The sequence below is a fragment of the Pseudarthrobacter sp. fls2-241-R2A-127 genome (genome assembly GCF_030209355.1).
Lineage (GTDB): Bacteria > Actinomycetota > Actinomycetes > Actinomycetales > Micrococcaceae > Arthrobacter.
The window spans coordinates 90374-116644 of the sequence record NZ_JARVSF010000005.1; the positions used below are offsets into that span (position 1 = coordinate 90374).

Genomic DNA, 26271 nt, shown 5'->3' on the forward strand with positions numbered 1-26271 from the left:
CCATGGCCCCGGAACGCAAAAGGCGGCCACCGGATGGTTCCGGTGGCCGCCTTTCGTTACGTCAGCGGGCCTGGCAGGCAGGCTGCAGGCTAGACGCCGTAGTAAAGCTCGAACTCGTACGGGTTCGGGCGCAGCGACAGCGGGCGGATCTCGTTCTCGTACTTGTACTCGATCCAGGTGTCGATCAGGTCCTGGGTGAAGACACCGCCGGCCTGCAGGAACTCGTTGTCCTCGCGCAGGGCCTCGAGGGCTTCCTCCAGCGTGCCCGGTGCCTTGGGGATGTCCTTGGCTTCCTCGGCGGGGAGCTCGTAGAGGTCCTTGTCGATCGGAGCCGGGGGCTCAATGCGGTTGCGGATGCCGTCGATGCCGGCCATCAGCTGCGCCGCGAAGGCCAGGTACGGGTTGGAGGAGGGGTCCGGAGCGCGGAATTCGATGCGCTTGGCCTTCGGGTTGGAGCCCGTGATCGGGATACGGATACCGGCGGAGCGGTTGCCCTGCGAGTAGACCATGTTGACCGGGGCTTCGAAGCCCTTGACCAGGCGGCGGTAGGAGTTCACCGTGGGGTTGGTGAAGGCCAGGACGGCGGAGGAGTGCTTCAGCAGGCCACCGATGTACCAGCGGGCGGTGTCGGACAGGCCGGCGTAGCCCTTCTCGTCGTAGAACAGCGGCTCGCCGCCGTTCCACAGCGACTGGTGGCAGTGCATGCCCGAGCCGTTGTCACCGAAGACCGGCTTGGGCATGAAGGTGACCGACTTGCCCCAGGCGTCAGCGGTGTTCTTGATGACGTACTTGAACTTCTGCAGGTCATCGGCAGCGTGGGTCAGGGTGGTGAACTTGTAGTTGATCTCGGCCTGGCCGGCAGAGCCGACTTCGTGGTGGCTGCGCTCAACCTCAAGGCCGGCTTCGTCCAGGGCAACACACATGGCGTCGCGCAGGTCAGCCTGCTTGTCCGTGGGGGAGACCGGGAAGTAACCGCCCTTGACAGGGGTCTTGTAGCCCAGGTTGCCGCCCTCTTCCTCGCGTCCGGTGTTCCAGTGGGCTTCCTCGGAGTCGATCTTGTAGAAGCTGCCCTGCGGTGAGGACTGGTACTGGACGTTGTCGAACACGAAGAACTCGGCTTCGGGAGCGAAGAACGCGGTGTCGGCGATGCCGGTGGAGGCCAGGTAGGCCTCTGCCTTCTCGGCCACGCCACGGGGGTCGCGGTGGTACGGGTCGCCGGTGCGCGGGTTCACGATCGAGAAGTTCAGCGCGAGGGTCTTCTCCATGCGGAAGGTGTCCAGGAACGCGGTGGTCACGTCCGGGATCAGCTGCATGTCAGACTCGGCGATGCCCTGGAAGCCGCGGATGGAGGAACCGTCGAAGAGCTGGCCGTTGACGAAGAAATCGGCGTCAACACTCTTGGCGGGGACGTTGAAGTGCTGCTGGACGCCCGGAAGATCGGTGAAGCGGATATCGACGAACTTTACATCTTCGTCCTTGATGAACTTGAGGACTTCGTCCGCAGTCTTGAACATCTATGCTCCTAACGCATATGTAAATATCTGGCATGCAAGCCATGTGGTCCAGCGCAATCCAAAGGCAGGGAGAACGCAAGGTTTTCCCTGCTGGTACACCTGCCGAGGGGATTGCTTGAAACTTCTCACAGCCTATGGATTCGGCATTTCCCGTCCGTGTCCGCATTGTTTCGGGCAGGTTACAGAATGCCCTGCTATGGACCTGCTATGGAAACGCTATCGCCGGTCCACAGTGTGGTCCAATCCCATCCACACTGTGGGCGTCCCCGCCGGCCGCGGGGGCCGGTAGGCTTGGATGGTGGTAGATCGCAAAGACATTGGTTCCTGGCTCAGCGGACCGGATACCTCCGGCATCTCCAAATATCCGGGGGAGCGGCTGGGCCTGCCGGAGTCCGGCCCCGGCTCCATTGCACGGGCGGGACGCAGGATCGCAGCGATCTTCATCGACTGGGGCATCGCGCTGCTGATCAGCAACTTTGCCTTCGGCGGCGACTCCTGGGCGACCCTGGGGGTCTTCGCTATCGAGCAGATCCTGCTGGTGGGAACCCTCGGCTACAGCATCGGCCACCGCGTCATGGGCATTGCCGTGGTGAGGCCGGGCGGCGGCACCCCCGGACCGCTCGCGGCCCTGGTGAGGACGGTGCTGCTGTGCCTGTTCATCCCTGCCGTCATTTTCGACCCCGACCAGCGCGGCCTCCACGACAAGGCCATGAATACGCTGCTGATCCGCCGGTAGGCGCCCGTAAGGTCAGGCGTGGCTGGACGCGAGGCTGTCCCTCGAGCCTTCCGTCAGGGCGGTGCCAAGGTAGCCGCGGCGTCCGGCCCAGCGCTCGAACAGGATGGTCGCGAGCGGGAAGATCGCGGAGAAGCCTGCCAGTGCCGCCACTCTGAAAGGCCACCGCTGAACGCGCCAGAGCGTCAGCGCTGCCAGCCCGTAGCCAATGAACAGGGCGCCGTGGACCGGCCCCGCCACCTGGACGCCAACCTCTGTGGTTCCGGCAATCCATTTCAAGTACATCCCTGCCAGCAGTGCAGCCCAACTGCAGGCTTCGGCGATGGCGAGGACCCGGAAAACCCGGGTCACGGTGGTCCTCAGCGGCATGGTGGTGTTCCTGTCGTTGTTGGGTGCACGGTCCGTCACGTGCCGCCGGTTTGGCGGCAACAAAAAACGCCCCGGCGGCCGGCTGTACCGGGACCGGGGCGTTCTGCCGGCTAGCGTCCGCGGTTGGGACGGGCCTTGTAGGGGTCGATGCCCTTGGGGATCGGCAGGCGCGTGCCCATGGAAGCGATGCGCTTGGACACGGTGCTGACCTCCAGCTTGGTCAGTTCGTTCTTCATCTTGCCCATCTTCTTTGCAACCTGGCTCAGCGGGACCTGACCTTCGCCGTGGCCGGTCTGGATGGTGTGGACCGGAACGTTGGGCAGAATGCGGGCGAGGCGCTTGCGTTCGGCATCCAGCAGGGGCTTCACGCGGTGGGTGGGGCCTTCGCTGACAAGGACGACGCCGGGACGGCCCACCGCACGGAACACGGCATCCTGCGTGCGCGGGTTCACAGCCACGGGCTGTTCCTCGGTAATCCAGCCGCGGCGCAGCGTGCCCAACGCGGCACCGGAGGCGCCGGGCTGGTTTTCGATCTGCGCAAACGCTGCCCGTTCGGCCCGGCGGGAGAGAATGAATGTGGCTGCCAGCAGGCCCAGCGGAATACCGATGATCAGGCCTGTGATCCAGTTATCCAGCCAGAAGCCCACCAGGAAGCTCACGGCCACAACACCAAGGAACACCAGGAGCATCAGCCACGGAACCATGGGGTCGTGGCGGCGGGTCATGGTGAAGACCTCGCCGATCTGCTTGAGCCTGCTGGGCTTCTTGGCCTTCGCTTCCTTCGGCTTGCGCGAGAAGAGGCCGCGCTTCACCGCGCTTGGGCCCGCCGGGGTGGAGTTGCTGGAGTCAGGGGATTTAGCCATAGTGCCTCAATTCTACGTGACTTAAACGCCGGGGCCGGACGCCGGAATCTTCCGGTGTCCGGCCCGTAGCCAGTCCGCGCAGGGGCAGGTCAGGAATGTGCGCCGAGGAGGGTGGCGGCTTCCTGGCGGGTGGTGCCGGAGTCCTGGATGCCTTCGGCGATGTGGGCGAGTTCGGCGGGGATGTCGCGGCCTTTTTTGCGCATGGCGGTGGCCCAGAGCCGGCCGGCACGGTAGGAGGAGCGGACCAGGGGGCCGGACATGACGCCGAGGAAACCGATCTCCTCCGCTTCCTGCTGCAGCTCCACGAACTCCTGCGGCTTGACCCAGCGGTCCACCGGCAGGTGGCGCTCGGACGGGCGGAGGTACTGGGTGATGGTGATCAGGTCGCAGCCGACCTCGTGCAGGTCGCGGAGGGCTTCGGAGATTTCCTCGCGGGTCTCGCCCATGCCCAGGATGAGGTTGGATTTGGTGACCATCCCGTGGTTGCGGCCCTGGGTGATGACGTCCAGGGAGCGGTCGTAGCGGAACGCGGGGCGGATCCGCTTGAAGATCCGGGGGACGGTTTCGACGTTGTGCGCGAAGACCTCGGGCTTGGAGTCGCAGATCGCCTTGATGTGCTCCGGGTTGCCGGAGAAATCGGGGATGAGCAGTTCGACGCCGGTGCCGGGGTTCAGTTCGTGGATCTTGCGGACGGTTTCGGCGTAGAGCCAGACGCCTTCGTCTTCAAGGTCGTCGCGTGCCACACCGGTGACGGTGGCGTAGCGCAGGGCCATGGATTGGACCGAGCGGGCCACCTTGGTGGGTTCGAACATGTCCACGGGGGAGGGTTTGCCGGTGTCGATCTGGCAGAAGTCGCAGCGGCGGGTGCATTCGGAGCCGCCGATCAGGAAGGTCGCTTCCTTGTCTTCCCAGCATTCGAAGATGTTGGGGCAGCCGGCCTCTTCGCAGACGGTGTGCAGGCCTTCCTTCTTCACCAGGTTCTTGAGCTGGACGAACTCCGGGCCCATCTGGACCTTGGCCTTGATCCACTCCGGCTTACGCTCCACCGGGACGGCAGCGTTGCGCTGCTCGATCCGCAGCATCTTCCGGCCTTCAGGTGCCAATGTCACAGTAGAGCTCCTTCAGGGCTCGAAACCAATGCTTCTTCGTGCTTGTGGAATTCCTCCACGAACCGGTCCACGATGTGGGCCGGACGGATATCCCGTCCTGTTTCCACGGACATGGTGGTCACCCCGGCGTCGGTGATGCCGCAGGCAATGATCTGGCCGTACGGGGCGAGGTCATTGCTGCAGTTGATGGCGATGCCGTGCATGGTGACGCCATTCAGGACCCGGATGCCGATAGCGGCAATCTTGCGGTCGGGTCCTTTGGCGTCCGCCTTGATCCAGACGCCGGCGCGTCCCTTGATGCGTTCAGCATGGATGCCGTAATCCGCCATGACCGTAATCATGATCTCTTCGAGTCGCTCCACGTAGTCGCGGATGCCGGCACGGTTCTTCAGCTTCAGGATGGGGTAGGCCACCAGTTGGCCGGGGCCGTGCCATGTGAGTTTACCGCCGCGGTCTACTGCGACGACCGGCGTGCCGTCGAAAGGCCGTTCGTGGTCCTCGGTGAGCTTGCCCGCCGTGTAAACGGCAGCGTGTTCAAGGAGCAAGACTGTGCTGGGGGCATCTCCGGCGACGACTTTTTCATGGAGTTCGCGCTGGGCTTCCCAGCCTTCCATGTAGTCAACGAAGTCGGGGGCCAGACCCAGCCGTGAAAACTCAAGAGTCATGGGATCCAGCTTAGACCCCGAAGCCGCTCCGGCCCGGTTTAGTGTCCAAGCTCACCGGAGGCACCCAATGTGACTGCAGCGGCCAGGACCTGTGGATAACTTCTGCAGCCCTTCGGGGATTCCGGTAGACATGGACCATGGATGGTGCACAGGTGCCGGAGGTTCCGGGCTACGACGTCGGACGGCTGCTGGGCCGCGGAGGCAGCGCGGACGTCTGGCTGGCGACGGAACAACGCACGGGGAGGGACGTCGCGCTGAAGTGCTTCCGTGGCCAAAGCACGGGGGCCCGGGGAGAAGCCATGTCGGAGGAGGAAGTGCGGAGGGAAATCCGCATTCTTTCGGTCCTGGACCATCCGCACCTCATCAGGGCCCACGATGCCGTGCGCGTGGCGGGGCCGGGGCCGGTGACAGCCCTCACGATGGACTACGCCGCGGGTGGCTCGCTGGCCCAGTTGGTGGCGTCCAGGGGCAAGCTCAGTGTGGGGGAGACCATTACCGTGCTGACTCCCATAGCGCAGGCCCTGGGCTACCTGCACGCGCAAGGGTTCACTCACTCGGACGTTGCGCCCGGAAACATCCTGTTCACCGGGCAAGGGAAACCGATGCTGTCCGACCTCGGGGTGGCCCGGATGCTCGGCGATCCGGGCGGTGCAATTGCGGCTGGAACCGGCGGCTTCCTTGACCCGTCACCGGTAGATGCCGTCCGCGCGGGGCTTCAGCCCGGGCGCGATGTCTTCTCGCTGGCCGCGATTGGCTGGTTTTGCCTGACCGGCGAGGTGCCCGGCCGCACGCTGGACCGGCCGCCGTTGTCCCTGCTGGTTCCCGGGGTGCCGAAAGAACTTGCCGCAGCCCTCGAACAGGGGTTGAACGAGGACCGCCGGCTGCGGCCTACTGCCATGGCGCTGGGTACCGCCGTCTACCGCAGCGCGGCGCCGCTGCCGGTTGACCTCTCGGCTGCCGTCCATCCCACGGTCCTGACGGAGCTGCTCACCCGCCGGAGCCTGCCCGCTTCGTCCGAGGGCACGGCGCTGGGCAGGAAACTCCGGACCCTGCATCGGCGGGCCTCAACGTTCCGGTGGTCAGGTCCGGTAGTCCAGGCCCAGGCCCTGGCCCGGGCCCGGTCCCGACCGTTGCCGCCGCTGTCCTCGGCCGATGCAGCACCCCGCGGAAAACATGCGGCCGGGCCAGCCGGGGCCCCGGCCCTGCGCATCCCGCGGCTGCCGGCCCGGCTCGTACTGCCGGCAGCGGGCGCCGCGGCGGCGGCGATCTTATGGTTGTCCGCAGCCGCCGGTGCCGGACCCTGGCCCGGCGACGCCGCACCAGCCGTGCCGGTGGACTCCGCTGCCCTCACTCCGTCGGTTCCCCCCGCGCCAAGCCATGACGGCGGCCGCAGCCGCACCACCGCGCTTGATGAGGCCCGGCTGCAGGCTGCGGCCGCCGATCCCGAGGTTGCCGTGCGGGGGCTGGCAGCCCTGCGGGACTATGCCCTCAACACCGGCAGCATGGACCTGCTGGCAGCCGTCAACGCGCCGGGTTCGGCCGCCGCCGCCGAGGACCAGGAAATTGCCGTGGCATTGGGTGCGTCCGGTCAGCGCCTGGACGGGTTCGCCACCACGGTCTCGGACGTCACGCCCGAGACAGTGCCGGCGCAGGGCCGTGCCGTGGTGGGGCTGACGTCCGCATCCTCCGGCTACCAGGCAAAGGGCCCGGGGGGCGAGGTACTGGCGGCCGGGGCGGCCAGCCCGGCCCAGCGGCTCAGGCTGGTCCTGGTGTCCGTGGACGGCCGGTGGAGGATCAGCGACATCCTCCCGGGCCGGTGAAAAGGGTACCGGAGAGACGGTTGTCCGGCATCGGTACCCCGGGTCAGCTGCCGCTGTCCCTCCCAGCGACCCAGCGGACCGCGGCGTCAAGGTTGCCGTGCTGCCACTGGAAGCCGGCCGCCGACAGGACGGCGGGTTCCAACCGCTGGCTGAACAGCAGAAGCTCCTCGGCCAGCCCGGGCATTACGGTGCGCAGCACGGGCGCCGGTACCCGCAGCACGGCAGGCCTGTGCAGGGCACGGCCCAGAGCTGCGACGATCGCATTGACGTCCGCCTGCTCCGGCGCCGCAACGTTCACCGGCCCGGCAACCTGGGATTCGAGGAGGAACAGGAAGGCAGCCGAGACATCGGGAAGCGTCACCCACGGCCAGAACTGCCGGCCGTTGCCGAACGGGCCGCCCAGGCCCAGCCGTAACAAGGGGAGCAGCTTGCCCAGTGCGCCGCCGGAACGGCTGAACACCACCCCGGTGCGGGGTGTCACCACGCGCACGCCCTCGGGCGCCAGGTTCGCTTCCCGTTCCCACTCGATGCAGATCTGCGACAAGGTGCCCGAACCGGCAGGTGCGTCCTCGCGCAGGACGGTGTTGCCGGCGTCGCCGTAGAAGCCCGAGGCCGATTGGCTGATGAAGGTGGCGGGCGGGGTCTCCAATTGCGCCATGGCCTGCACCAGGGTCCTGGTGGGTGCCAGCCGCGAACTGAACAACTCTTCGACCCTGCGCCGCGTCCAGGGCCTGTCGCCGATGCCGGCGCCGGCCAGGTTGACCACGGCGTCGGCGCCGGCAAGGGCGCCGGGGTCCAGGGTGCCGGCCGCCGGATCCCACCTGATTTCGGACGGGCCGGCGGCCTGGCGGCGGACCAGTGTCACCACCGAGTGGCCGGCGTCGCGGAAGGCTGCGGACATAGAGGTGCCGATAAGCCCGGAGGCGCCGGCCATGACGATGTGCATGGTCCATCTCACCACGTCAGCGCGGCTCCGGCACTTCCCGCGGGGGCGGCCGGTGGTTGACTATGATCGAACGATGACTTCCTCGAGCTACTTCCGTTTCCCGCATCTGCACGGCGACCTGGTCACTTTCGTGGCCGAGGACGACGTGTGGATCGCGCCCCTGGACGGCGGCCGGGCCTGGCGCGTCTCATCCCTCCAGCTCCCGGCCCGCAACCCGCGGTTCACCCCGGACGGCAAGCGGCTGGTGTGGACAGTGGTGCAGGGCACGGCGCCGGAGGTTGTCTCGGCACAGGTCGACGGCGGCGGGTACCGCCAACTCACGTATTTCGGGCACAGCAGCACCCGGGTCAAGGGGTTCACCGCCGGCGGTTCCGTGGTGGTCACCAGTGCGTTCCGGCAGGCTGAAAGCCGCCACACTTACGCCTACAGTGTCCCGTTGGACGGCGGGTGGGCCCAGGAACTGCCGTACGGCCCGGTCGAATCCGTGGCGTTCGCCCCCGAAGTAGGTGACGAACGGCCGGTGGTGCTGGCTTCCGTGCTGTCCCGCGAACCGGCATGGTGGAAGCGGTACCGCGGCGGCACGGCCGGAAAGTTGTGGATCGACAACGACGGCAACGGTGAATTTGAGCGGCTGCTGCCGGACCTGGACGGCAACCTCGCCGACCCCCTCTGGGTCGATGGCCGGATCGCCTTCCTCTCCGACCATGAGGGCTACGGCAACCTCTACTCGGTGCTGCCCAACGGGCAGGACCTGCGCCGGCACACCGACCACCAGGACTTCTACGTCCGGCACGCCGCCACGGACGGCAAGCGGGTCATCTTTGAATCCGCCGGTGAACTCTGGGTCTTGAACGACCTCGGGTCGGACGCCGTCAAACTGGACATCTCCCTGGGCTCCGCCTCGCAAACCAGGCGTCCGGCCCTCCTCGACGCGGCGAAGCACCTGGGCGCGGTGGCACCCGATACCACCGGTGCCGCCAGCGCCGTCGAATCGCACGGAACCATCCACTGGGTACGCCACAAGGACGGGCCCTCCCGGATCATTGAAGCCACCCCTGGCGTCCGCGGCCGCCTGCCCAGGCCCCTCGGCGACGGCCGCATCGCCTACATTGCCGACCACGACGGCGTCGAGGCACTGCACATCAAGGACATCGCAGCACCTGTCCCGCACGCGGCCCCGCAGGCGACGGCACAGGACGCAAATGCCGCTCCGGGTTCCGCCGCGGGCGACCCCGCCGGCGACGGACAACCCGGCGGGGAAGGCCCTGAAACGGTCAGCCTGCCGCAACCGGTCCCGGCCTCCGGTGCCGCCGTGCTTGCCGGCGGCAACCAGCATGTTCCGGCCGACGACGACCAGCAGGCCGACGTCGCACCGCAGGACCAGCCTGCCGAGGCGGAAAGCACCGAAGATGAGGGGGACACCGGCATCACTGTCCCCACGCCGTCGCGTGCCAGCTCACTCGAGGCCAGCCCGAACGGCCGGTGGATAGCCCTGGGCACCTCGTTCGGCGACGTCCATGTGGCCGATACCCGCACCGGCAACCTCACGCGCGTGGCCAGCATCGGCGAAGGCAGCATCTCCGAGCTGGCCTGGTCCGCGGACTCGCGCTGGCTGGCATGGTCGGAACCGGTCACGTCCTTCGGCTCGCGCAGCCGCCTGCGCCTGGCCACCGTGGACCGCCTCGACGCCGACCCCGTGGAGGTCACGGACGGGCGCTTCCGTGACGCCTCACCATCCTTCACCCCGGACGGCAAGTTCCTGGCCTTCCTCTCCAACCGCAGCTTCGACCCCGTCTACGACGGGCACTCTTTCGACCTCTCCTTCCCCAGCCCCATCAAGCCCTACCTGGTGGCACTCGCCGCTGACACGCCGTCGCCCTTTGGCCCATCGGTGGATCCTGCAGGCGTGGAGAGCGCAACCGAAACCGCAAAGGACGGCCCGGACGCAGGCGAAGGGCCGCAGGACGGTGCAGCCGCCGTCCATGTCGACGCCGAGGGCCTGGCGCACCGCGTCATCGGCGTTCCCGTCCCCCAGGGCAACTACAGCTCATTGAAGGCTGTTGACGGCGCACTCCTGTGGCTGGACTCCGTCCTTACCGGCGTGACCGGCGACGGCAAAGCCAGCCAGGAGGACAAGGACGCCCGCCCGAGCCTGGTCCGCTACGACATTGCCCGGCGCAAGCAGGCCACGCTGGTGGATGCCGTGGACAGCTACCGCCTGTCCGGGGACCGCAGCAAGGTGGTCCTGGTCTCGGACAAGCAGGTCACTGCCGTTCCGTCCGATGCGAAGGCGGAAGAGGAATCCGGCAAGGCCGTCAAGGTGGACCTGGGCCGGATCAGGGCCCTGCTGGACCCGCTCAGCGTCTGGGGACAGGCGTTCGACGAAGCCTGGCGCCTGCAGCGCGACTTCTTCTGGACCGAAGACATGGCCGGCCAGGACTGGGAATCGATCCGCGGCCGGTACCGTCCCCTGGTGGACCGCCTGGGCTCGCACGACGACCTGGTGGACCTGTTGTGGGAGTTGCACGGCGAACTCGGCACATCCCATGCGTACGTGCGCCCGGCCGCTGTAACCGAACGGGGCAGCCGCGGGCAGGGCCGGCTCGGAGCCGACCTCACCCACACACCCCAGGGCTGGGAGATCACCCGCATCCTGGCCGGCGAGTCCTCCGATCCGCTCGCCACGTCACCGCTGACCCGGCCGGGCGTCAGCGCCAGGGCAGGGGATATCCTGCTGGCCGTCGACGGCGTCCCCTTGTCGCAGGCCGTCACCCCGGCCATGCAGCTGGTGGGAGCCGCAGGCCGCGCGGTGGAGCTGACGCTTCTCAACGGCCCGGGACACGGCGGCGCTGCAGGCACCCAGCGGCGGGTCGCCGTCGTGCCTGTCAAGGACGAGGAACGGCTGCGGTACCAGGAATGGGTTGCCGGCAACCGCCGCACCGTCCGGGAGGCGTCCGACGGAACCTTCGGGTACCTCCATATTCCGGACATGATGGCCAATGGCTGGGCCCAGCTGCACCGGGACCTGGACACCGAAACCGCGCTGGACGGACTCATTGTCGATGTGCGCCGTAACCGCGGCGGCCACACGTCCCAGCTCGTCGCCGAGCTGATCGGCCGCAAGGTCACTGGCTGGAGCATGCCGCGCGGGGAGAAGCCCCGGACGTATCCGCACCACGCTCCGCGCGGGCCGGTGATCATCCTCGCCGACGAATTCGCTGGCTCGGACGGCGACATCATCACCCAGGTCTCCAAACTGCGGGGGATTGGCCCCGTGATCGGGACGCGGACCTGGGGCGGTGTGGTGGGCATCGACAACCGCTTCTCCCTGGCCGACGGCACAGGCGTCACCCAGCCCAGGTACGCCACGTGGTTCGGCGGCGGTGTTGGCTGGAGCGTCGAAAACTATGGCGTGGATCCGGACATCGAGGTGACCTACCCGCCCCACGCCTACGCCGCCGGGCGCGATCCCCAGCTCGAGTACGGCATCGGCGCCCTGAAGGAAATGATCCAGGAACTGCCCACCGACCGGCCGCCGGCGCGCTCGGGCTACCGCCGCCTGAAGCCGGAGCCGCTCCCGCCCCGCCGGGAAGGCAGCCAGGCGGCGACCACGGCCTAAGGTCACCCGCGGCAAAAGAAAAGGCCCTGCGCCGCCGGACGTCCGGCGGCGCAGGGCCTTTTCGCGTGGTCTAGTCCTGCATGGCCTAAGCCTGCAGCGTGGCATCCAGGGTGATCTCGATGCCGGCGAGGGCCTGGGACACCGGGCAGCCCTTCTTCGCTGCCTCGGCGATCCGCTGGAAGTCCTCTTCCGAAATGCCGGGAATACGGGCATTCAGGGTCAGGTGGCTACCGGTGATGCCGGTCCCCGGCTGGAAGCCGACCTCGGACTTGGTGTTGACTTCCTCCGGCGTGAAGCCGGCCTGGCTCAGTTCGTGGCTGAACGCCATGGAGAAGCATGCCGAGTGCGCAGCGGCGATCAGCTCTTCCGGGCTGGTCTTTCCGCCGGCGGCCTCGGTGCGCGCCTTCCAGGTGACATCGAAGGTGCCCAGGCCGGAGCTGTCCAGGGTGGTGTTGCCCGAACCCTCGGTCAGGCTTCCGTTCCATACAGTGTGCGCGTTGCGTGTTGTCGCCATGTCTCTCCTCAACGTCGGTTCGAATCCGGGCCGTGCAGCCGCTGCCGGGCCCGCCGTTCCCATCCTAGGGACCGTGCGCGCCCGGTGCACGGGTTGTCCGCTCTCAGAGGATTATGACCGGGCCGGCACGTCCGCGGGGTGCCGCGGGCCTACTGCCAGAGGGTGGCGATGGCCACGTTGACCAGGGCCAGGCCGCCGACGCCGTGCGCGAGGCCGGTGGAAACCGGCTGGCCGTTCTTGACCTTGCGCGTTCCAATGACCGCAAGAACTGCCACAACGACGGCGATGACGAGCTTGATGCCCAGCTTCGCATAGTTCAGCTCGCCGAACTGCGCAGGATCCTGGTTGTGCAGGACGGGGAGGACGCCCATCATGGCGATGCCCGTCAGCAGCTGCAGGAAGGCGCCGTCACGCTGGCGCGGGTGCACGGTGGGGGTACGCATGGTGGCAATCCAGTAGCCCACGATCATGGCAGCGCCCACCACGTGCAGGAAGATGAGGATGTTCAAGAGAATAGTCATGGCTCCAGCTTAGCCAGACATTTCTACGGCCCGTAGCAGAGGCGCGTTGCGACGGCATGGCGGTGCCGCCGCGCAGCGGCCCCGGGTTAAACCACGACGGCGGTGCGGGGCTGCGGATGGATACCCATCCGTGCCCGGCACCGCCGTCATGACTGCTTCGTGGCGTGAAGCCGGTTGGCTGCTAGAGCCCCAGGTCCGCCTCGAACGCGCCTTCTTCGAGGCGTGCCTTCAGGGTCTGGAGGAACCGGCCTGCGTCCGCGCCGTCCACCAGGCGGTGGTCGTACGTCAGGGACAGGTACATCATCGAGCGGATGGCGATCGAGTCGTCACCGTTCTCGTCCGAAACCACCACGGCGCGCTTGACGATCGCACCGGTGCCCAGGATTGCGACCTGCGGCTGGTTGATGATCGGTGTGTCGAACAGGGCGCCTACGGAACCGATGTTGGTGATGCTGAAGGTTCCGCCGGAGAGCTCGTCCGGGCCGATCTTTCCGCTGCGGGTGCGGTCGGCGACGTCGGCGATCTTGCCGGCCAGGCCGGCCAGGTTCAGGTTGCCGGCGTCGGCGATGACCGGAACCAGCAGGCCCTTGTCCGTGTCCACCGCAATCGCCAGGTGCTCGGCGTTGTGGTAAGTGATCTCCTGCTTGTCCTCGTCGTAGGAGGCGTTGACCTTCGGGTGCTGCTTCAGGGCCTCGGCGACGGCCTTGGCGATGAAGGGCAGGAAGGTCAGCTTGGAGCCGTTCTGGGCCTGGAACGAGTTCTTGGCCCGGGCGCGCAGCTTGGCGACCTTGGTCATGTCCACCTCGTGGACCTGGGTCAGCTGGGTGGAGATGTCCAGCGACTCACGCATGCGGCGGGCAATGACCTGGCGGATGCGCGGAGCCTTCTGGACGGTGCCACGCAGCGAGGACGCTGCTGCGCCGGATGCAGCCGGAGCCGATGCTGCCGGGGCAGCAGCCGGTGCTGTGGCCGGAGCGGCCTTGGCTTCAGCAGCAGCGATGACATCCTGCTTGCGGATGCGGCCGCCCACGCCGGTGCCGGACAGCGAGGAGATGTCAACGCTGTGCTGGTTGGCGAGCTTGCGGACCAGGGGAGTGACGTAACCGGACTCGGAGCCGCCGGCGGAGGCTGCTTCCTGGGCTGCGGGAGCCGCAGGTGCCGCCGGAGCGGCAGCCGGTGCGGGAGCAGCAGCAGGCGCGGGCGCCGCGGCGGGCTTCGGTGCCTCCTGCTTGGGTGCTTCCTGCTTGGGGGCTTCGGGTGCCGGTGCAGCGGCCGGAGCCGGGGCGGCAGCGGCGGGGGCGCCGGAGCCGATGACGGCTAGCACTGAACCGACCTCGGCGGTCTCGTCCTCGCCAACGCGGATTTCCTGCAGGGTGCCGGCTACCGGAGACGGGATCTCGGTGTCCACCTTGTCAGTCGAAACTTCGAGCAGCGGCTCGTCGACCTCGACGGAGTCGCCCACGGCCTTCAGCCAGCGGGTGACGGTGCCTTCGGTGACGCTTTCGCCGAGGGCGGGGAGGGTGACCTCGTGGCTCTCGCCACCGGCAGCCGGAGCGGCCTGGGCGGGAGCCTCCTGTGCAGGGGCTGCCTCAGGTTCGGCCGGTGCGGCCTCGGCCTGGGCGGGAGCTTCCTGGGCGGGGGCTTCCTCGGCAGGCGCGGAACCGCCGCCGGAGCCGTCGCCGATCCGCACCAGCGGTGCGCCCACCTCTGCGGTCTCATCTTCAGCGACCAGGATTTCTTCAATCACGCCAGCTACAGGAGAGGGGATTTCAGTGTCTACTTTGTCGGTGGAGACTTCGAGCAGCGGCTCGTCCACCTCTACCCGGTCACCTACCTGCTTGAGCCAGCGGGTGACGGTTCCTTCGGTGACACTCTCACCGAGGGCGGGCAAGTTAACGGATTCAGACATGTCGTCCCCGTTCTCCTTATTGATCTTTTGTGCGAATGATTGCTGCCATGGTGGAAGCCTAGTGCACCCGGCCTGCGCGGCCGGGTGCACCAGGCCTGGTAATACTGTGGAAAATCAGCCGTGCAGCGGCTTGCCGGCCAGCGCCAGGTGGGCTTCGCCGAGGGCCTCGTTCTGGGTGGGGTGGGCGTGTACCAGCTGGGCCACGTCCTCCGGGTAGGCTTCCCAGTTCACGATCAGCTGGGCTTCGCCCACCTGCTCGCCCATGCGGGCGCCAATCATGTGGACGCCCACCACGGGGCCGTCCTTCTGGCGGACCAGCTTGACCAGGCCGGCGGTGCCCAGGATGGAGCTCTTGCCGTTGCCGGCCAGGTTGTACTCCTGGGTCTGCACCTGGTCTTCGCCGAACTTTTCCTTGGCAGCCTTCTCGGTGTAGCCGACGGTGGCGATTTCGGGTTCGGAGTAGGTGACCTTGGGGATGTTGATGTCCTCGACCACAACAGGCTTCAGACCGGCGATTTCCTCGGCCACGAAGATGCCCTGCTGGTAGCCGCGGTGGGCCAGCTGCACGCCGGGGACAATGTCGCCCACAGCGTAGATGTTGCCGACGCCGGTGTGGAGGCGCTCGTTGGTGATGACGAAGCCGCGGTCGATGGTGATGCCGGCGTCCTCGTAGCCCAGGTTGGCCGTGACGGGGCCGCGGCCAACAGCCACGAGCAGCAGGTCGGCCTCGAACGTCTTGCCGTCCACAAGGGTGACCTTGACGCCGTCGTCATTCTGCTCGACGCCCTGGAAGAAGATGCCGGTGGAGAACTTGATGCCGCGCTTCTTGAAGGCGCGTTCGAAGTTCTTCACGATCGTGGCGTCCTCGTTGGGAACGAGGGAAGGCAGGCCTTCGACGATGGTGACGTCCACACCGAACGACTTCCAGACCGAGGCGAATTCGACGCCGATGACGCCGCCGCCGAGGATGATGGCGCTCTTGGGGATGAAGTCCATGGTGAGGGCCTGGTCGGAGGTGATGACCTTGCCGCCGATTTCCAGTCCCGGAAGGGTGCGCGAGTACGATCCGGTGGCCAGGACGATGTTCTTGCCTTTGTAGGCGGTCCCGTTCACGACGACCGTATCGGTGCCCTGCAGCTTGCCTTCACCCTCGATCACGGTGATGCCCTTGGACTTGATGAGTCCCTGCAGGCCCTTGTACTTGCCGGCGATGATGCCGTCCTTGTAGGCATTGACAGCGTTGATGTCGATGCTGTCGAGGGTGACGTTCACGCCATACTTGGCGGAGTCACGGGCGTGGTCGGCCAGTTCTGCAGAGTGCAGCAGCGCCTTGGTGGGGATGCAGCCGTTGTGGAGGCAGGTGCCGCCCAGCTTGCCCTTCTCCACGAGGCCGACGGTAAGGCCCAGCTGTACCGCCCGCAGCGCCGCGGCGTATCCGCCGCTGCCGCCACCGAGTACCAGGATGTCGAATTCTTGCGCAGTTGCCTGATCGGCCACTAAAACGCTCCCTCGCGTGAACGATGACGCGATCAGCGCGCATCATCTGGTCTTGGAACTTGCACTGCCGTGATTATGTCAGCAGGGCAACTCTCTTGCATTTGTGACTACCGTGGTTCACCTTAGCGAACCACCTATCCATGCTCCACCTTGCCGGCGCCTTTGTGGAGCGCTTGTGGCCAGTGTCACGCGGCTTTGTGGCGGAGGGATCACCCCGCCGCAAAGCCGCGCGGCACCGGCCATCAATCCCTCATCAGGCCGCGGCGATGATGTCCTCGACGTACGCAACCAAGGTCCGGACGGTGCAGCCGGTGCCCTGCTTGTGCGTGTAGCCGTACGGGCTGCCGTTGTTGAATGACGGCCCGGCAATGTCGATGTGCGCCCAGGGGATCTGTGCGCCCGCCTTGTCCTTACCCACGAACTCGCGCAGGAACACAGCGGCGGTCATCATGCCGCCATGCCGCTCGCCGATGTTGGCAAGGTCAGCCACCTGGGAGTCCAGGCTGGGGCGCAGTTCCTCCGGCAGGGGCATCGGCCAGACCAGCTCACCGGCGCGGTCGGCTGCAGCTTTAAGTGCCCCCGTGACGCTGTCCGAGCCCATGATGCCGGCGGTGCGGTTGCCCAGGGCAATAAGCTGCGCACCGGTCAGGGTGGCGACGTCGATGATGGCGTCCGGGTATTCGCCGCTCGCGGCGACGATCCCGTCCGCCATGACCAGGCGGCCTTCGGCATCCGTATTAAGTACTTCCACGGTTTTGCCGCCGAACATGGTCAGGACATCGGCGGGGCGTGAGGCGCCACCGCCGGGCATGTTCTCGGCGATGCACAGCCAGGCGGTGGCCTTGACGGGCAGGCCCAGTCCGGCAATGGCCAGGACAGTGTTAAGAACGACGGCGGCGCCGGCCATGTCACTCTTCATGTCGCCCATGTTCAGGGCCGGCTTGAGGGAAATTCCGCCGGTATCGAACGTGATGCCCTTGCCGACGAGGGCGATCTTCGACGTGGCCTTGGCGGGGGAGTATTCGACCTTCACCAGGCGCGGCTGGCGCGAGGAGCCCTTGCCAACGCCCATGATGCCGCCGAAGCCCTCCTTCTCCAGGCGCTTTTCATCCCATACGGTCACCTTCACCGGCAGGCCCTTGGCGAGGTCCTTGGCGGCCTCTGCGAAGGACTCCGGGTACAGGTGGCTGGGCGGGGTGTTGACCAGGGACCGGGTCGCGTTCACGGCCTTGGCCAGCAGGCCGGCACGCTTCAACGCGGAGTCCACCCCGCCGTTGCCGGCAAGTTCGGTGAAGATCACAGCGTTGCGGACGGGATCCTTCAGGCCGTCCGTCGAGGACCGGAACTCGGTGAAGGAGTAGGCGCCCAGCGCGGCACCCTCGGCGACGGCCGCGACGTCCTCCACGGTCGCCGTCGGAAACGCCAGGGTGACTGTGGCCAGGCCCGCAAGCTGGCGGACCGCCGAGCCTGCGGCGCGGCGAAGCGACTCGCCTGCCGGCGGCTCCGAGGCAGCAACCTTGCCAACCCCGGAAAGGACCAGGATTCCGGCTCCGGTTTCGGGCAGGCCCGGCAGGCGGACCAGCTGGTCTGCGGCGCCCGTGACGCCGAGCGCCTTGAGGGAGGCCGTGAGGGCCTCGGCGGACTTCGCCGTCAACGGGTTTTCCAGGAGGACGGGCCCGTCGGTTCCCTGCCCCACCCCGATGACCACAGCATCGCTGGGGCTCTTCTTCAAGTCCCGCGAGACGGTACTAAGGTTGATTTCAGTATTCTTGACCACAGGGATGAGTCCTCAATTCTCGAAACGTTCGGGCAGGGATGCATGTTGGGCGCTCTGCCATGGTGGCCCGGCTCCGGCCGTTGTGGACCGCTCCGGGAGCGTGCAAGCCCGCCTGGCAGGCCAGTTCCGATCGTAGCCCTTCCGCACCATGGCGGGAGAATTTCCTGAGAGGTGCGCCACACACGGTGCCGGAATGCCCGGCGCCCCCGCCGCGTTATGCAGGATGTCCACCCAAACCCCTGAAAGGAACACGCCGTGCTTGAACGGATTTCCGGCTCCCTGCTGGACCCCGACGCGCTCTATGCCAGCAACATCGAGCTGTTCCACAGCCCAGACCTCCAGGGGCTGAACCTGGTTATGGGATTCACCGGGTTCGCCGACGCCGGCCACGTGGTGAAGCAGATCAACGCCGAGCTGCTGGACACCCTCGATGCCCAGCCGGTGGCGGTCTTCGACGCCGACCAGCTGATCGACTACCGGTCCCGCCGGCCGCACCTGAGCTTCGTGGAAGACCACATCCAGGATTACCAGGAGCCCCGGCTGGCCCTTTACCGCCTCGTCGACGGACTTGGAAAGCCGTTCCTCCTGCTGGCAGGATTCGAACCCGACCTGCAGTGGGAGCGGTTCGCCCGCGCCGTTGTGAACATCGTGGAGAAACTGGATGTCAACCTGGTCACGTGGATCCACTCGATCCCCATGCCGGTACCGCACACCCGCCCCGTCGGTGTCACCGTGCACGGAAACCGGCCCGAGCTGATCGAAGGCATTTCGGTCTGGAAGCCCACGGTGGAGGTTCCCGCCGCCGTCGGCCACATCCTGGAGCTGCGCCTCGTCGAAGCCGGACGCAACGTCGCCGGCTACGTGATCCACGTGCCGCACTACCTCGCGGAGGCGGAGTACCCTACGGCCGCCGTCGCCGGCCTGGAATACCTGGGTGCTGCAACGTCGCTCATGCTTCCTACCGACAGGCTGCGTGAATCGGGCCGTGACGTCAGCCGCCAGATCGCCGAACAGATCGAGGCGTCCGAGGAAGTCCAGCAGGTGGTGTCGCGCCTCGAAACGCGCTACGACGAGAAAGCCGACGGCATGGTGCGGCGCTCGCTCCTGGCCAACGAAAATGACGAGCTTCCCGACGCCGATGACCTCGGTGCCGCCGTTGAGGCGTACCTGGCCAGGGAGAATCCCGGGCAGTAGCGGCGCGTCACGGCTTCGGGGGAGCCGCCCCCGGCCGGGCATAATGAAGAGTGTGACTGCACCCCGCGCCTGGCTTATTTGGACCGTTGGAATTTTTGGGTACCTGGTGGCCGTGGCGCAACGCACCTCCTTTGGGGTGGTGGGTCTCGAGGCCACCGAGCGCTTCCACGCCTCCGCCTCCGCCATTTCCTTCTTCACCGTGCTGCAATTGCTGGTCTACGCCGGGCTGCAGATCCCCGTTGGTTTGTTGGTGGACAGGTTCGGCTCCCGTGCCATGATCGCCGGTGGCGCCGTGCTGATGGGGCTGGGCCAGTTACAGCTTGCCTTTGCCGAAAGCATCCCGGGCGGGGTCCTTGGCCGCGTCCTGGTGGGCGCCGGCGATGCCATGACGTTCATCTCCGTGATCCGGCTCATCCCGCTCTGGTTCGCCCCGGCCCGCGTCCCCCTGGTCACCCAGCTGACCGGCATGTCCGGCCAGCTGGGGCAGTTGTTCAGTGTCCTGCCGTTCGCGCTGGTCCTGCACCTGTCCGGCTGGACCCCCGCCTTCCTGATGCTCGCCGGGATGTCAGCCCTCGCCGTCGTGCTGGTTCTCCTGTTGCTGCAGGACGTTCCGCCGGGCACGGAGCGACCGGAGGCCCGGCAGGGGCTCAAAGCCACCGGCGTCTCGCTTGCCCGCGCCTGGCGCCAGCCCGGAACCAGGCTGGGAATGTGGAGCCACTTCACCATCCAGTTCAGCGGCACCGTATTTGCCATGACCTGGGGCTACCCGTTCCTGATCTCCGGCCAGGGACTTGATGCCGGGACGGTCGCTGCCTTGATGGCACTCTATGTTGCTGCCGCCATGGCGGTGGGCCCCTTCATTGGCCGCTTCGTTTCCCGCCACCCGCTGCGGCGGTCCACCATGGTCCTGCTCATTGCCGGTCTCACGGCCGCGGGCTGGGCAGCGGTGCTGCTGCTGCCGGGCCGTGCTCCGCTGTGGCTCTTGGCGATGCTGGTGGTTGTCCTCGCGATCGGCGGCCCGGGCTCTATGATCGGTTTCGACTTCGCACGGACGTTCAACCCCGCCCACCGGATCGGGACGGCCACCGGCATCGTCAACGTTGGCGGCTTCATCGCCGCCCTGGTGTCCATCTTCCTGATCGGCCTGGTGCTGGACCTGCTCTATGCCGCCGGGTTCTCGCAGGGAGTCCTGTACGGCCTGGACCCCTTCAGGCTCGCCCTGAGTGTCCAGTTCCTGCTGCTGGCTGTTGGTTCCGCCGCGATTATCGCATCACGGCGGAAGGTGCGCCGGCAGATGGCTGCCCAGGGAATCGTCGTGCCACCCCTGCGCAGCGCCCTGGCACGGCAGCGCCGCGAGAGCCTGGCACGCCGCCGCCAGCCCGCACCCACCGACGACTAAGGGCGCAGCCCTGAGTCCACTGGTCCTCCACCGCGAAGGTTTCCCACATAGCTGAATTGCCCGCTGCGCGCCGCACGGCCGGGGGTGAATGCTGGAGCCATGACAGCTCCGGAACGATTGACAGTGCGCGGCCCCGAAGACATCCTCGGCTTTATCCCGCATTCGCTGGGATACTGGCCGGCATCCAGCCTCGTGGCCATGACCCTTCGAGGCACCACGCTGGGAGCCACGCTGCGGCTTGACCTTCCCGGCGTGGAAGCACAGGTGGACCTGCCGGCGTTCGCACGCGCCGTCCGCGGATACCTGGAGTCGGATGTCGAGGCCGACGGCTCGCTGCTGGCCATTTTCACCACAGACGCCGGGGCAGCGCCGGCCGCCACCTACGACCCATTGGTCCGCGCGGTGCAGGCTGTCCTGGACCAGGCCGGCATGCCTGTACGTGACGCCTGGTTCGTGGGCGACGAATATTGGCGGGACGCCCTGTGCCGGGACGCTTCATGTTGCCCGCTGCCGGGCCGTCCGGTCCAGCAGATCAGGGACAGCATGCTCAATGCCGAGATGGTGTATCGGGGCAGCAGCGTTGGGGAAGCGCCGTCTACCCGCACTGCGCCGGGGCCGCCGCTCCCGGCCCCTTTCGTGGCCTCCGTCCTGGCGGGGGAGGACCGATGGCTGGCGGAACTGGCCGGCCGGTCGCGGAGCAGGGCCCAATTCAGCACCGTGCTCGACGTCTGGGAAATGCTCCTGGGCCGGGCCGACGGGGCAGCCTGGCTGCCCGACGCTGAACGCGACGCTTTCCTGCGCGCCACGCTCACTGTCCCGACCTGGCGCGACGCCGTCCTGGTCATGGCTGCGGCGGACAGGAAGGCCGCAGAGGCCGGGGCGGAACAGTTCGGAGTCCTGGACAACCCCCATGATCCGGACACCGCGGGTGACTCCGCCGTGCCTACGCCGCTGGTCCGGCTCGACACATGGCGGGGTACGTCGCCGCGGTTGCGCAAATCCGGGCTGCAGGCCGCCACAGCCGCCACGAGGCCGGACCGGCAAAGCCGGCCACGTCGGTTATACCCCGCAGGGTCTCCTGCCGTCGGCTACGGCGAGATCCTGATGGGAGCGGCACCGGAGGTGCCCGACTGGGCGGCCCTGGACATGCTGGACTTCATCCTCGAACAATTGGCAGGGCCCGGCGGCCGGGCGGGCGCTGCAGCCCTGACCGGCAGGGGATGGGTCGCCTGGTGCCGTGGCCGGGGTTCGTACGCGGCCGCCTACCTGGGCGAGGCGCTCCAGCTTGAGCCAGGCTACCGGCTGGCGGAATTGCTGCTGGACATTGTGGCCCGTGGGACGCTCTGCGGCTGGGCGTCGCGGAAGGAAGCTGCCTGGCAGAAGTTCGGCCCGGATCCGCTGGCGCCTGGCGGTGGAGGCGTGGGCTGACATCGGGCCCTGGTGGTCGCCGGGCGCGCCAACCACGGGGCGGGCGGCGGTGCGGTGGTAACGGATGGCGGCACGAGAGGCCGGATTCGGCCAAATCATGAGACAATGGATGCCGAGACCCGGTTGGGTCCGTGTATCGAGTGCTTGTAACCGTGCCCGCAAGGGAACATTACAGCCGCTCCGGGAGTTGTCTTAAGTGACTCTGCCGGCCGTGGTGGCGCTTGGTTTTCATCACGGACTTGACAGGGTCATAGTGGTGTTGCCCGTATGGTGATTCCACAGACCACCGCTAGAAAGGTTTTCTGTGACCCCGTCTTCCACGAAGAAGGATTCTGCCGCCCAGGACGTCTTGTCCCCCGAGGAGAAGCAGGCCGCGACCAACGCCAAGCGGGCAGCTACGCGGGCAGCCAATAAGGCTTCGTCCGGTGAGGCTGCAGCGGACGGCAAGCGCGAGCCGAAGAAGCGCGGGCCCAAGCCCGGCGCCAAGGCTGCAGCAGAGGCTGCTGGAAAGTCCGCCGCCGGGGACGTTGACCCGGACGACGTCGATGAGGTCGAGGAGGACATCGACGACATCGTCCTCGAAGGCCCCGACGCGGCCGAAGATGCCGACCCCGTCAAGGGTGCCGCCGGCAGCGGCAAGGGCTTTGTCTACTCCGACGCGGACGACGACGACGCCCCGGTCCAGCAGGTCATGTCCGCCGGCGCCACTGCCGACCCCGTTAAGGACTACCTCAAGCAGATCGGCAAGGTGGCACTGCTCAACGCCGAGCAGGAAGTCGACCTGGCACTCCGGATCGAAGCCGGACTGTTCGCCGAAGAGAAGATCGCCGCCGACGGGGACACCATGGACCCCAAGTACAAGCGCGAACTCGAATTCATCATCCACGACGGCAAGCGCGCCAAGAACCACCTCCTGGAGGCCAACCTCCGCCTGGTGGTTTCCCTGGCCAAGCGCTACACCGGCCGCGGCATGCTCTTCCTGGACCTCATCCAGGAAGGCAACCTGGGCCTCATCCGTGCGGTGGAGAAGTTCGACTACACCAAGGGCTTCAAGTTCTCCACGTACGCCACCTGGTGGATCCGGCAGGCGATCACCCGCGCCATGGCCGACCAGGCACGCACCATCCGTATCCCCGTGCACATGGTTGAGGTCATCAACAAACTGGCACGCGTCCAGCGCCAGATGCTTCAGGACCTCGGCCGCGAACCCACGCCCGAGGAACTGGCCCTGGAACTGGACATGACCCCGGAAAAGGTCGTCGAGGTCCAGAAGTACGGCCGCGAACCGATCTCGCTGCACACCCCCCTGGGTGAGGACGGCGATTCCGAGTTCGGCGACCTGATCGAGGACTCCGAGGCGGTGGTCCCGGCGGACGCCGTGAGCTTCACCCTGCTGCAGGAGCAGCTGCACTCGGTGCTGGATACCCTCTCCGAGCGCGAAGCCGGTGTGGTGGCCATGCGGTTTGGCCTGACCGACGGACAGCCGAAGACTTTAGACGAAATCGGCAAGGTCTATGGCGTCACGCGCGAGCGGATCCGCCAGATCGAATCGAAGACGATGTCCAAGCTCCGCCACCCCTCGCGGTCGCAGGTGCTGCGCGACTACCTGGACTGAGTCTCCGGCGCTACCAACCGGGCCGTCCCAGCCCCACCCCTGCGGTGGGAGTGGGGCGGCCCGGCCGTTTAACCCGCGCGAGGCACCGGAACAATGGTTAAACGCCGGTGGGACCCGTCCATTCGGACAGGTCCCACCGGGTTCGTATTACCGATGCCTCATCTAGTCGATCTCGACGGCAGCCTTCTCTTGAAGCTTTCCCGTCTCGTCGTGCCAGTCGGAGCTCAACGGCTTCAGCGTCGCCTCCACTGCACGGGCGTGGTGGCCGCAGAACAGCAACTCACCGCCGGAGGACTCGAGTACAACCCGGACATATGCCTGAGCTCCGCAACGGTCGCACCGGTCCAGTGCGTTAAGCGTGCGGTCTGCCACTGCTGTTGTCATGTCGGCCTCCTTAGTAGATCAGTACATCTATATAACCAGCATTCGTATCCGATCCATCGCAAGGATGGGGCAAGTTCGCTGTGCGCGTATCCGCAAGGTTGGGTCAAGAATGTTCCACCGGCCGCCTGGACGCCGCCCGTGGCGCGCCGCACAGCGGCCGGCGGGTGTGGCAGCAAGCTCCTGTCGCTGCCGCCGACTACCCTAGGAAGAGCGGTTCCAGTACCGCTCCCACGTCCCTGAAGGAGTTCATCACCAGTGGCACCAAGCTCTGAGTACACCGCCCGGCACCTTTCCGTCCTGGAAGGGCTCGAAGCTGTCCGCAAGCGTCCGGGCATGTACATCGGTTCCACCGACTCCCGCGGCCTCATGCATTGCCTCTGGGAGATCATCGACAACTCGGTGGACGAGGCCCTGGCCGGCTTTGGTCACGACATCCGCATCATCCTGCACGCGGACAACTCCGTCGAAATCCACGACGACGGCCGCGGCATTCCGATCGACAAGGAACCCAAGACGGGCCTCACCGGCGTCGAAGTGGTGTTCACCAAGCTGCACGCGGGCGGCAAGTTCGGCGGCGGGTCCTACACCGCGTCCGGCGGCCTCCACGGTGTTGGCGCGTCAGTGGTCAACGCCCTCTCATCACGCCTGGACGTTGAGGTGGACCGTGGCGGGAAGACCTACCGGATGTCCTTCCGCCGCGGGGAACCCGGCCGGTTCAAGGACACCGGGTCCAGGCTGGACCCGGCAGCGCCCTTCACGCCGTTCGTCAACGACTCCGTCCTGGACATCACGGGCAAGGCCAAACGCGGCGTCACGGGAACCCGGATCCGCTACTGGGCTGACCGGCAGATCTTCACCCCGGACGCGAAATTCTCCTACGAAGACCTTGCGGCCCGCGCCCGGCAGACCTCCTTCCTGGTCCCGGGACTCAAGCTCACGGTGCGCGACGAACGGAAGCTCCCGGGAACCCCCGGTGAGGCAGGCCCGCACGAAGAGGTCTTCCACCACGACGGCGGCATCTCGGAGTTCGTCGAATTCCTGGCCGCCGACCCTGCCGTCACCGATGTGTGGCGCCTGCACGGTTCCGGCAAGTTCAAGGAAACCGTCCCTATCCTGGACGAACGGGGCCACAGCCAGCTGGCAGAAGTCGAGCGGGACTGCGAAGTGGACGTTGCCCTGCGCTGGGGCATCGGTTACGACAGCACGGTCCGCAGCTTCGTGAACATCATTGCCACCCCGAAGGGCGGCACCCACCAGTCCGGCTTCGAGCAAGCCCTGGTCAAGACATTCCGCAAAGCCGTGGAGACCAACGCACGCAAGCTCAAGGCCGGCAACGACAAGATCGACAAGGACGACATCTTCGCCGGCCTGACCGCCGTCTTGACCGTCCGTCTCGCCGAGCCGCAGTTCGAGGGCCAGACCAAGGAAATCCTGGGCACCAGCGCCGTCCGCGCCATTGTGTCCCGGGTGGTGGAGCGGGAGATTTCCGCCAAGCTCACCTCCAGCAACCGGAACGACAAAGCCCAGTCGGCCCTGCTGCTGGAAAAAATCGTCAGCGAGATGAAGTCCCGCATCTCGGCCCGCGTGCACAAGGAGACGCAGCGGCGCAAGAACGCCCTGGAAACCTCGTCGATGCCCACCAAGCTCGCTGACTGCCGTACGGATGACGTCGAACGCTCCGAACTGTTCATTGTGGAAGGTGACTCGGCCCTCGGTACCGCGAAGCTGGCGCGCTCGTCCGATTTCCAGGCCTTGCTGCCCATCCGCGGCAAGATCCTGAACGTCCAGAAGGCATCGGTAGGAGACATGCTCTCCAACGCCGAATGCGCAGCCCTCATCCAGGTGGTGGGCGCCGGCTCCGGCCGCAGCTTCGACATCGGCGCCGCCCGGTACGGGAAGGTCATCCTCATGACCGACGCCGACGTGGACGGCGCCCACATCCGCACCCTGCTGCTGACCCTGTTCTTCCGGTACATGCGGCCCATGATCCTCGAGGGCCGGGTTTTCGCGGCTGTTCCGCCGCTGCACCGGGTGGAAGTCATCAATGCCGGCCAGAAGGCCAACGAGATGATCTACACCTACTCGGAGGCTGAGCTGCACGTCCTGCTGGCCCGCCTGGCGAAGGAGGGAAAGCGGTACAAGGAACCCATCCAGCGGTACAAGGGCCTGGGTGAGATGGATGCCGAGCAGTTGGCCGAGACCACCATGGACCCGCGCCACCGCACCCTTCGGAAGGTGGGCATCGAAAACGCCCAGCAGGCGGAGGAGATCTTTGACCTTCTGATGGGCTCGGACGTATCCCCGCGCAAGGACTTTATTATCGCCGGAGCGTCCAGCCTTGACCGGGAGCGCATCGACGCCTGACGTGCCCGGGTTTCGACAGGCTCAACCGCCC

20 protein-coding genes are annotated in these 26271 nt (G+C 66.9%); 8 read left to right on the plus strand and 12 right to left on the minus strand.

Annotated features, from left to right (window positions below; translation table 11 throughout):
• Positions 1-89: 89 nt before the first annotated feature.
• On the minus strand, positions 90-1514 hold the full coding sequence (gene glnA / locus QRN53_RS02930; RefSeq protein WP_285242527.1) for a type I glutamate--ammonia ligase: 1425 nt from the start codon (positions 1512-1514) through the stop codon (positions 90-92).
• A 298-nt stretch (positions 1515-1812) separates the two neighbouring features.
• On the opposite strand from glnA, the gene QRN53_RS02935 reads away from it, so the two are divergent.
• Positions 1813-2250 (plus strand): RDD family protein, encoded by a 438-nt coding sequence (locus QRN53_RS02935; RefSeq protein ID WP_285242528.1) that lies wholly within the window; start codon positions 1813-1815, stop codon positions 2248-2250.
• A 12-nt stretch (positions 2251-2262) separates the two neighbouring features.
• Here the strand turns inward: QRN53_RS02935 and QRN53_RS02940 are convergent, their stop codons facing one another.
• The 4 genes from QRN53_RS02940 to lipB form a co-directional block, all read right to left on the minus strand.
• Positions 2263-2616, minus strand: coding sequence for a DUF3817 domain-containing protein (locus QRN53_RS02940; protein ID WP_285242562.1), 354 nt, complete (start codon positions 2614-2616; stop codon positions 2263-2265).
• A gap of 110 nt (positions 2617-2726) precedes the next feature.
• On the minus strand, positions 2727-3479 hold the full coding sequence (locus tag QRN53_RS02945) for a DUF4191 domain-containing protein (RefSeq protein WP_018763580.1): 753 nt from the start codon (positions 3477-3479) through the stop codon (positions 2727-2729).
• A gap of 89 nt (positions 3480-3568) precedes the next feature.
• Positions 3569-4588 carry a lipoyl synthase gene (gene lipA, locus QRN53_RS02950; protein WP_285242529.1) on the minus strand — a complete coding sequence of 340 codons (1020 nt, stop codon included), beginning with the start codon at positions 4586-4588 and terminating at the stop codon, positions 3569-3571.
• A complete protein-coding gene (lipB, locus tag QRN53_RS02955) occupies positions 4585-5253 on the minus strand; it encodes a lipoyl(octanoyl) transferase LipB (RefSeq protein ID WP_285242530.1) in 669 nt (222 codons plus the stop codon). The genes lipA and lipB overlap by 4 nt, the downstream gene beginning before the upstream one ends.
• 137 nt (positions 5254-5390) lie before the next feature.
• Here lipB and QRN53_RS02960 point away from each other — a divergent pair, with 137 nt between their 5' ends.
• Positions 5391-7073: a protein kinase domain-containing protein gene (locus tag QRN53_RS02960; protein ID WP_285242531.1), complete on the plus strand. Its 1683-nt coding sequence runs from the start codon at positions 5391-5393 to the stop codon at positions 7071-7073.
• A gap of 43 nt (positions 7074-7116) precedes the next feature.
• Here QRN53_RS02960 and QRN53_RS02965 read toward each other — a convergent pair whose 3' ends face one another.
• The gene (locus QRN53_RS02965) at positions 7117-8019 is read right to left on the minus strand and encodes a TIGR01777 family oxidoreductase (protein ID WP_285242532.1); all 903 of its coding nucleotides are present in this window, start codon (positions 8017-8019) and stop codon (positions 7117-7119) included.
• Positions 8020-8092: 73 nt separating this feature from the next.
• On the opposite strand from QRN53_RS02965, the gene QRN53_RS02970 reads away from it, so the two are divergent.
• Positions 8093-11638, plus strand: coding sequence for a S41 family peptidase (locus QRN53_RS02970; RefSeq protein ID WP_285242533.1), 3546 nt, complete (start codon positions 8093-8095; stop codon positions 11636-11638).
• Positions 11639-11723: 85 nt separating this feature from the next.
• Here QRN53_RS02970 and QRN53_RS02975 read toward each other — a convergent pair whose 3' ends face one another.
• The 5 genes from QRN53_RS02975 to QRN53_RS02995 all read right to left on the minus strand — a co-directional run bounded on the left by QRN53_RS02975 (position 11724) and on the right by QRN53_RS02995 (position 17856).
• The gene (locus QRN53_RS02975; RefSeq protein WP_285242534.1) at positions 11724-12152 is read right to left on the minus strand and encodes an OsmC family protein; all 429 of its coding nucleotides are present in this window, start codon (positions 12150-12152) and stop codon (positions 11724-11726) included.
• Between the two features lie 149 nt (positions 12153-12301).
• Complete coding sequence (locus QRN53_RS02980; RefSeq protein WP_285242535.1) at positions 12302-12673, minus strand: hypothetical protein; 372 nt, start codon at positions 12671-12673, stop codon at positions 12302-12304.
• 181 nt (positions 12674-12854) lie between these two features.
• Positions 12855-14582, minus strand: coding sequence for a 2-oxoglutarate dehydrogenase, E2 component, dihydrolipoamide succinyltransferase (sucB, locus tag QRN53_RS02985; RefSeq protein ID WP_285242536.1), 1728 nt, complete (start codon positions 14580-14582; stop codon positions 12855-12857).
• A gap of 114 nt (positions 14583-14696) precedes the next feature.
• The gene (gene lpdA, locus QRN53_RS02990) at positions 14697-16079 is read right to left on the minus strand and encodes a dihydrolipoyl dehydrogenase (protein WP_285242537.1); all 1383 of its coding nucleotides are present in this window, start codon (positions 16077-16079) and stop codon (positions 14697-14699) included.
• A gap of 253 nt (positions 16080-16332) precedes the next feature.
• A complete protein-coding gene (locus QRN53_RS02995; RefSeq protein ID WP_285242538.1) occupies positions 16333-17856 on the minus strand; it encodes a leucyl aminopeptidase in 1524 nt (507 codons plus the stop codon).
• A 255-nt stretch (positions 17857-18111) separates the two neighbouring features.
• On the opposite strand from QRN53_RS02995, the gene QRN53_RS03000 reads away from it, so the two are divergent.
• From QRN53_RS03000 to QRN53_RS03015, 4 genes are all read left to right on the plus strand, one after another.
• Positions 18112-19050 (plus strand): proteasome assembly chaperone family protein, encoded by a 939-nt coding sequence (locus QRN53_RS03000; RefSeq protein ID WP_285242539.1) that lies wholly within the window; start codon positions 18112-18114, stop codon positions 19048-19050.
• 52 nt (positions 19051-19102) lie between these two features.
• On the plus strand, positions 19103-20449 hold the full coding sequence (locus tag QRN53_RS03005; protein WP_285242540.1) for an MFS transporter: 1347 nt from the start codon (positions 19103-19105) through the stop codon (positions 20447-20449).
• Positions 20450-20548: 99 nt separating this feature from the next.
• The gene (locus QRN53_RS03010) at positions 20549-21877 is read left to right on the plus strand and encodes a DUF4192 domain-containing protein (protein ID WP_285242541.1); all 1329 of its coding nucleotides are present in this window, start codon (positions 20549-20551) and stop codon (positions 21875-21877) included.
• A gap of 304 nt (positions 21878-22181) precedes the next feature.
• Positions 22182-23492: an RNA polymerase sigma factor gene (locus tag QRN53_RS03015; RefSeq protein WP_285242542.1), complete on the plus strand. Its 1311-nt coding sequence runs from the start codon at positions 22182-22184 to the stop codon at positions 23490-23492.
• A gap of 162 nt (positions 23493-23654) precedes the next feature.
• Here QRN53_RS03015 and QRN53_RS03020 read toward each other — a convergent pair whose 3' ends face one another.
• Positions 23655-23876 carry a DUF7455 domain-containing protein gene (locus QRN53_RS03020; RefSeq protein ID WP_285242543.1) on the minus strand — a complete coding sequence of 74 codons (222 nt, stop codon included), beginning with the start codon at positions 23874-23876 and terminating at the stop codon, positions 23655-23657.
• Between the two features lie 255 nt (positions 23877-24131).
• On the opposite strand from QRN53_RS03020, the gene QRN53_RS03025 reads away from it, so the two are divergent.
• Complete coding sequence (locus QRN53_RS03025; RefSeq protein ID WP_285242544.1) at positions 24132-26240, plus strand: DNA gyrase/topoisomerase IV subunit B; 2109 nt, start codon at positions 24132-24134, stop codon at positions 26238-26240.
• Positions 26241-26271: the final 31 nt, after the last annotated feature.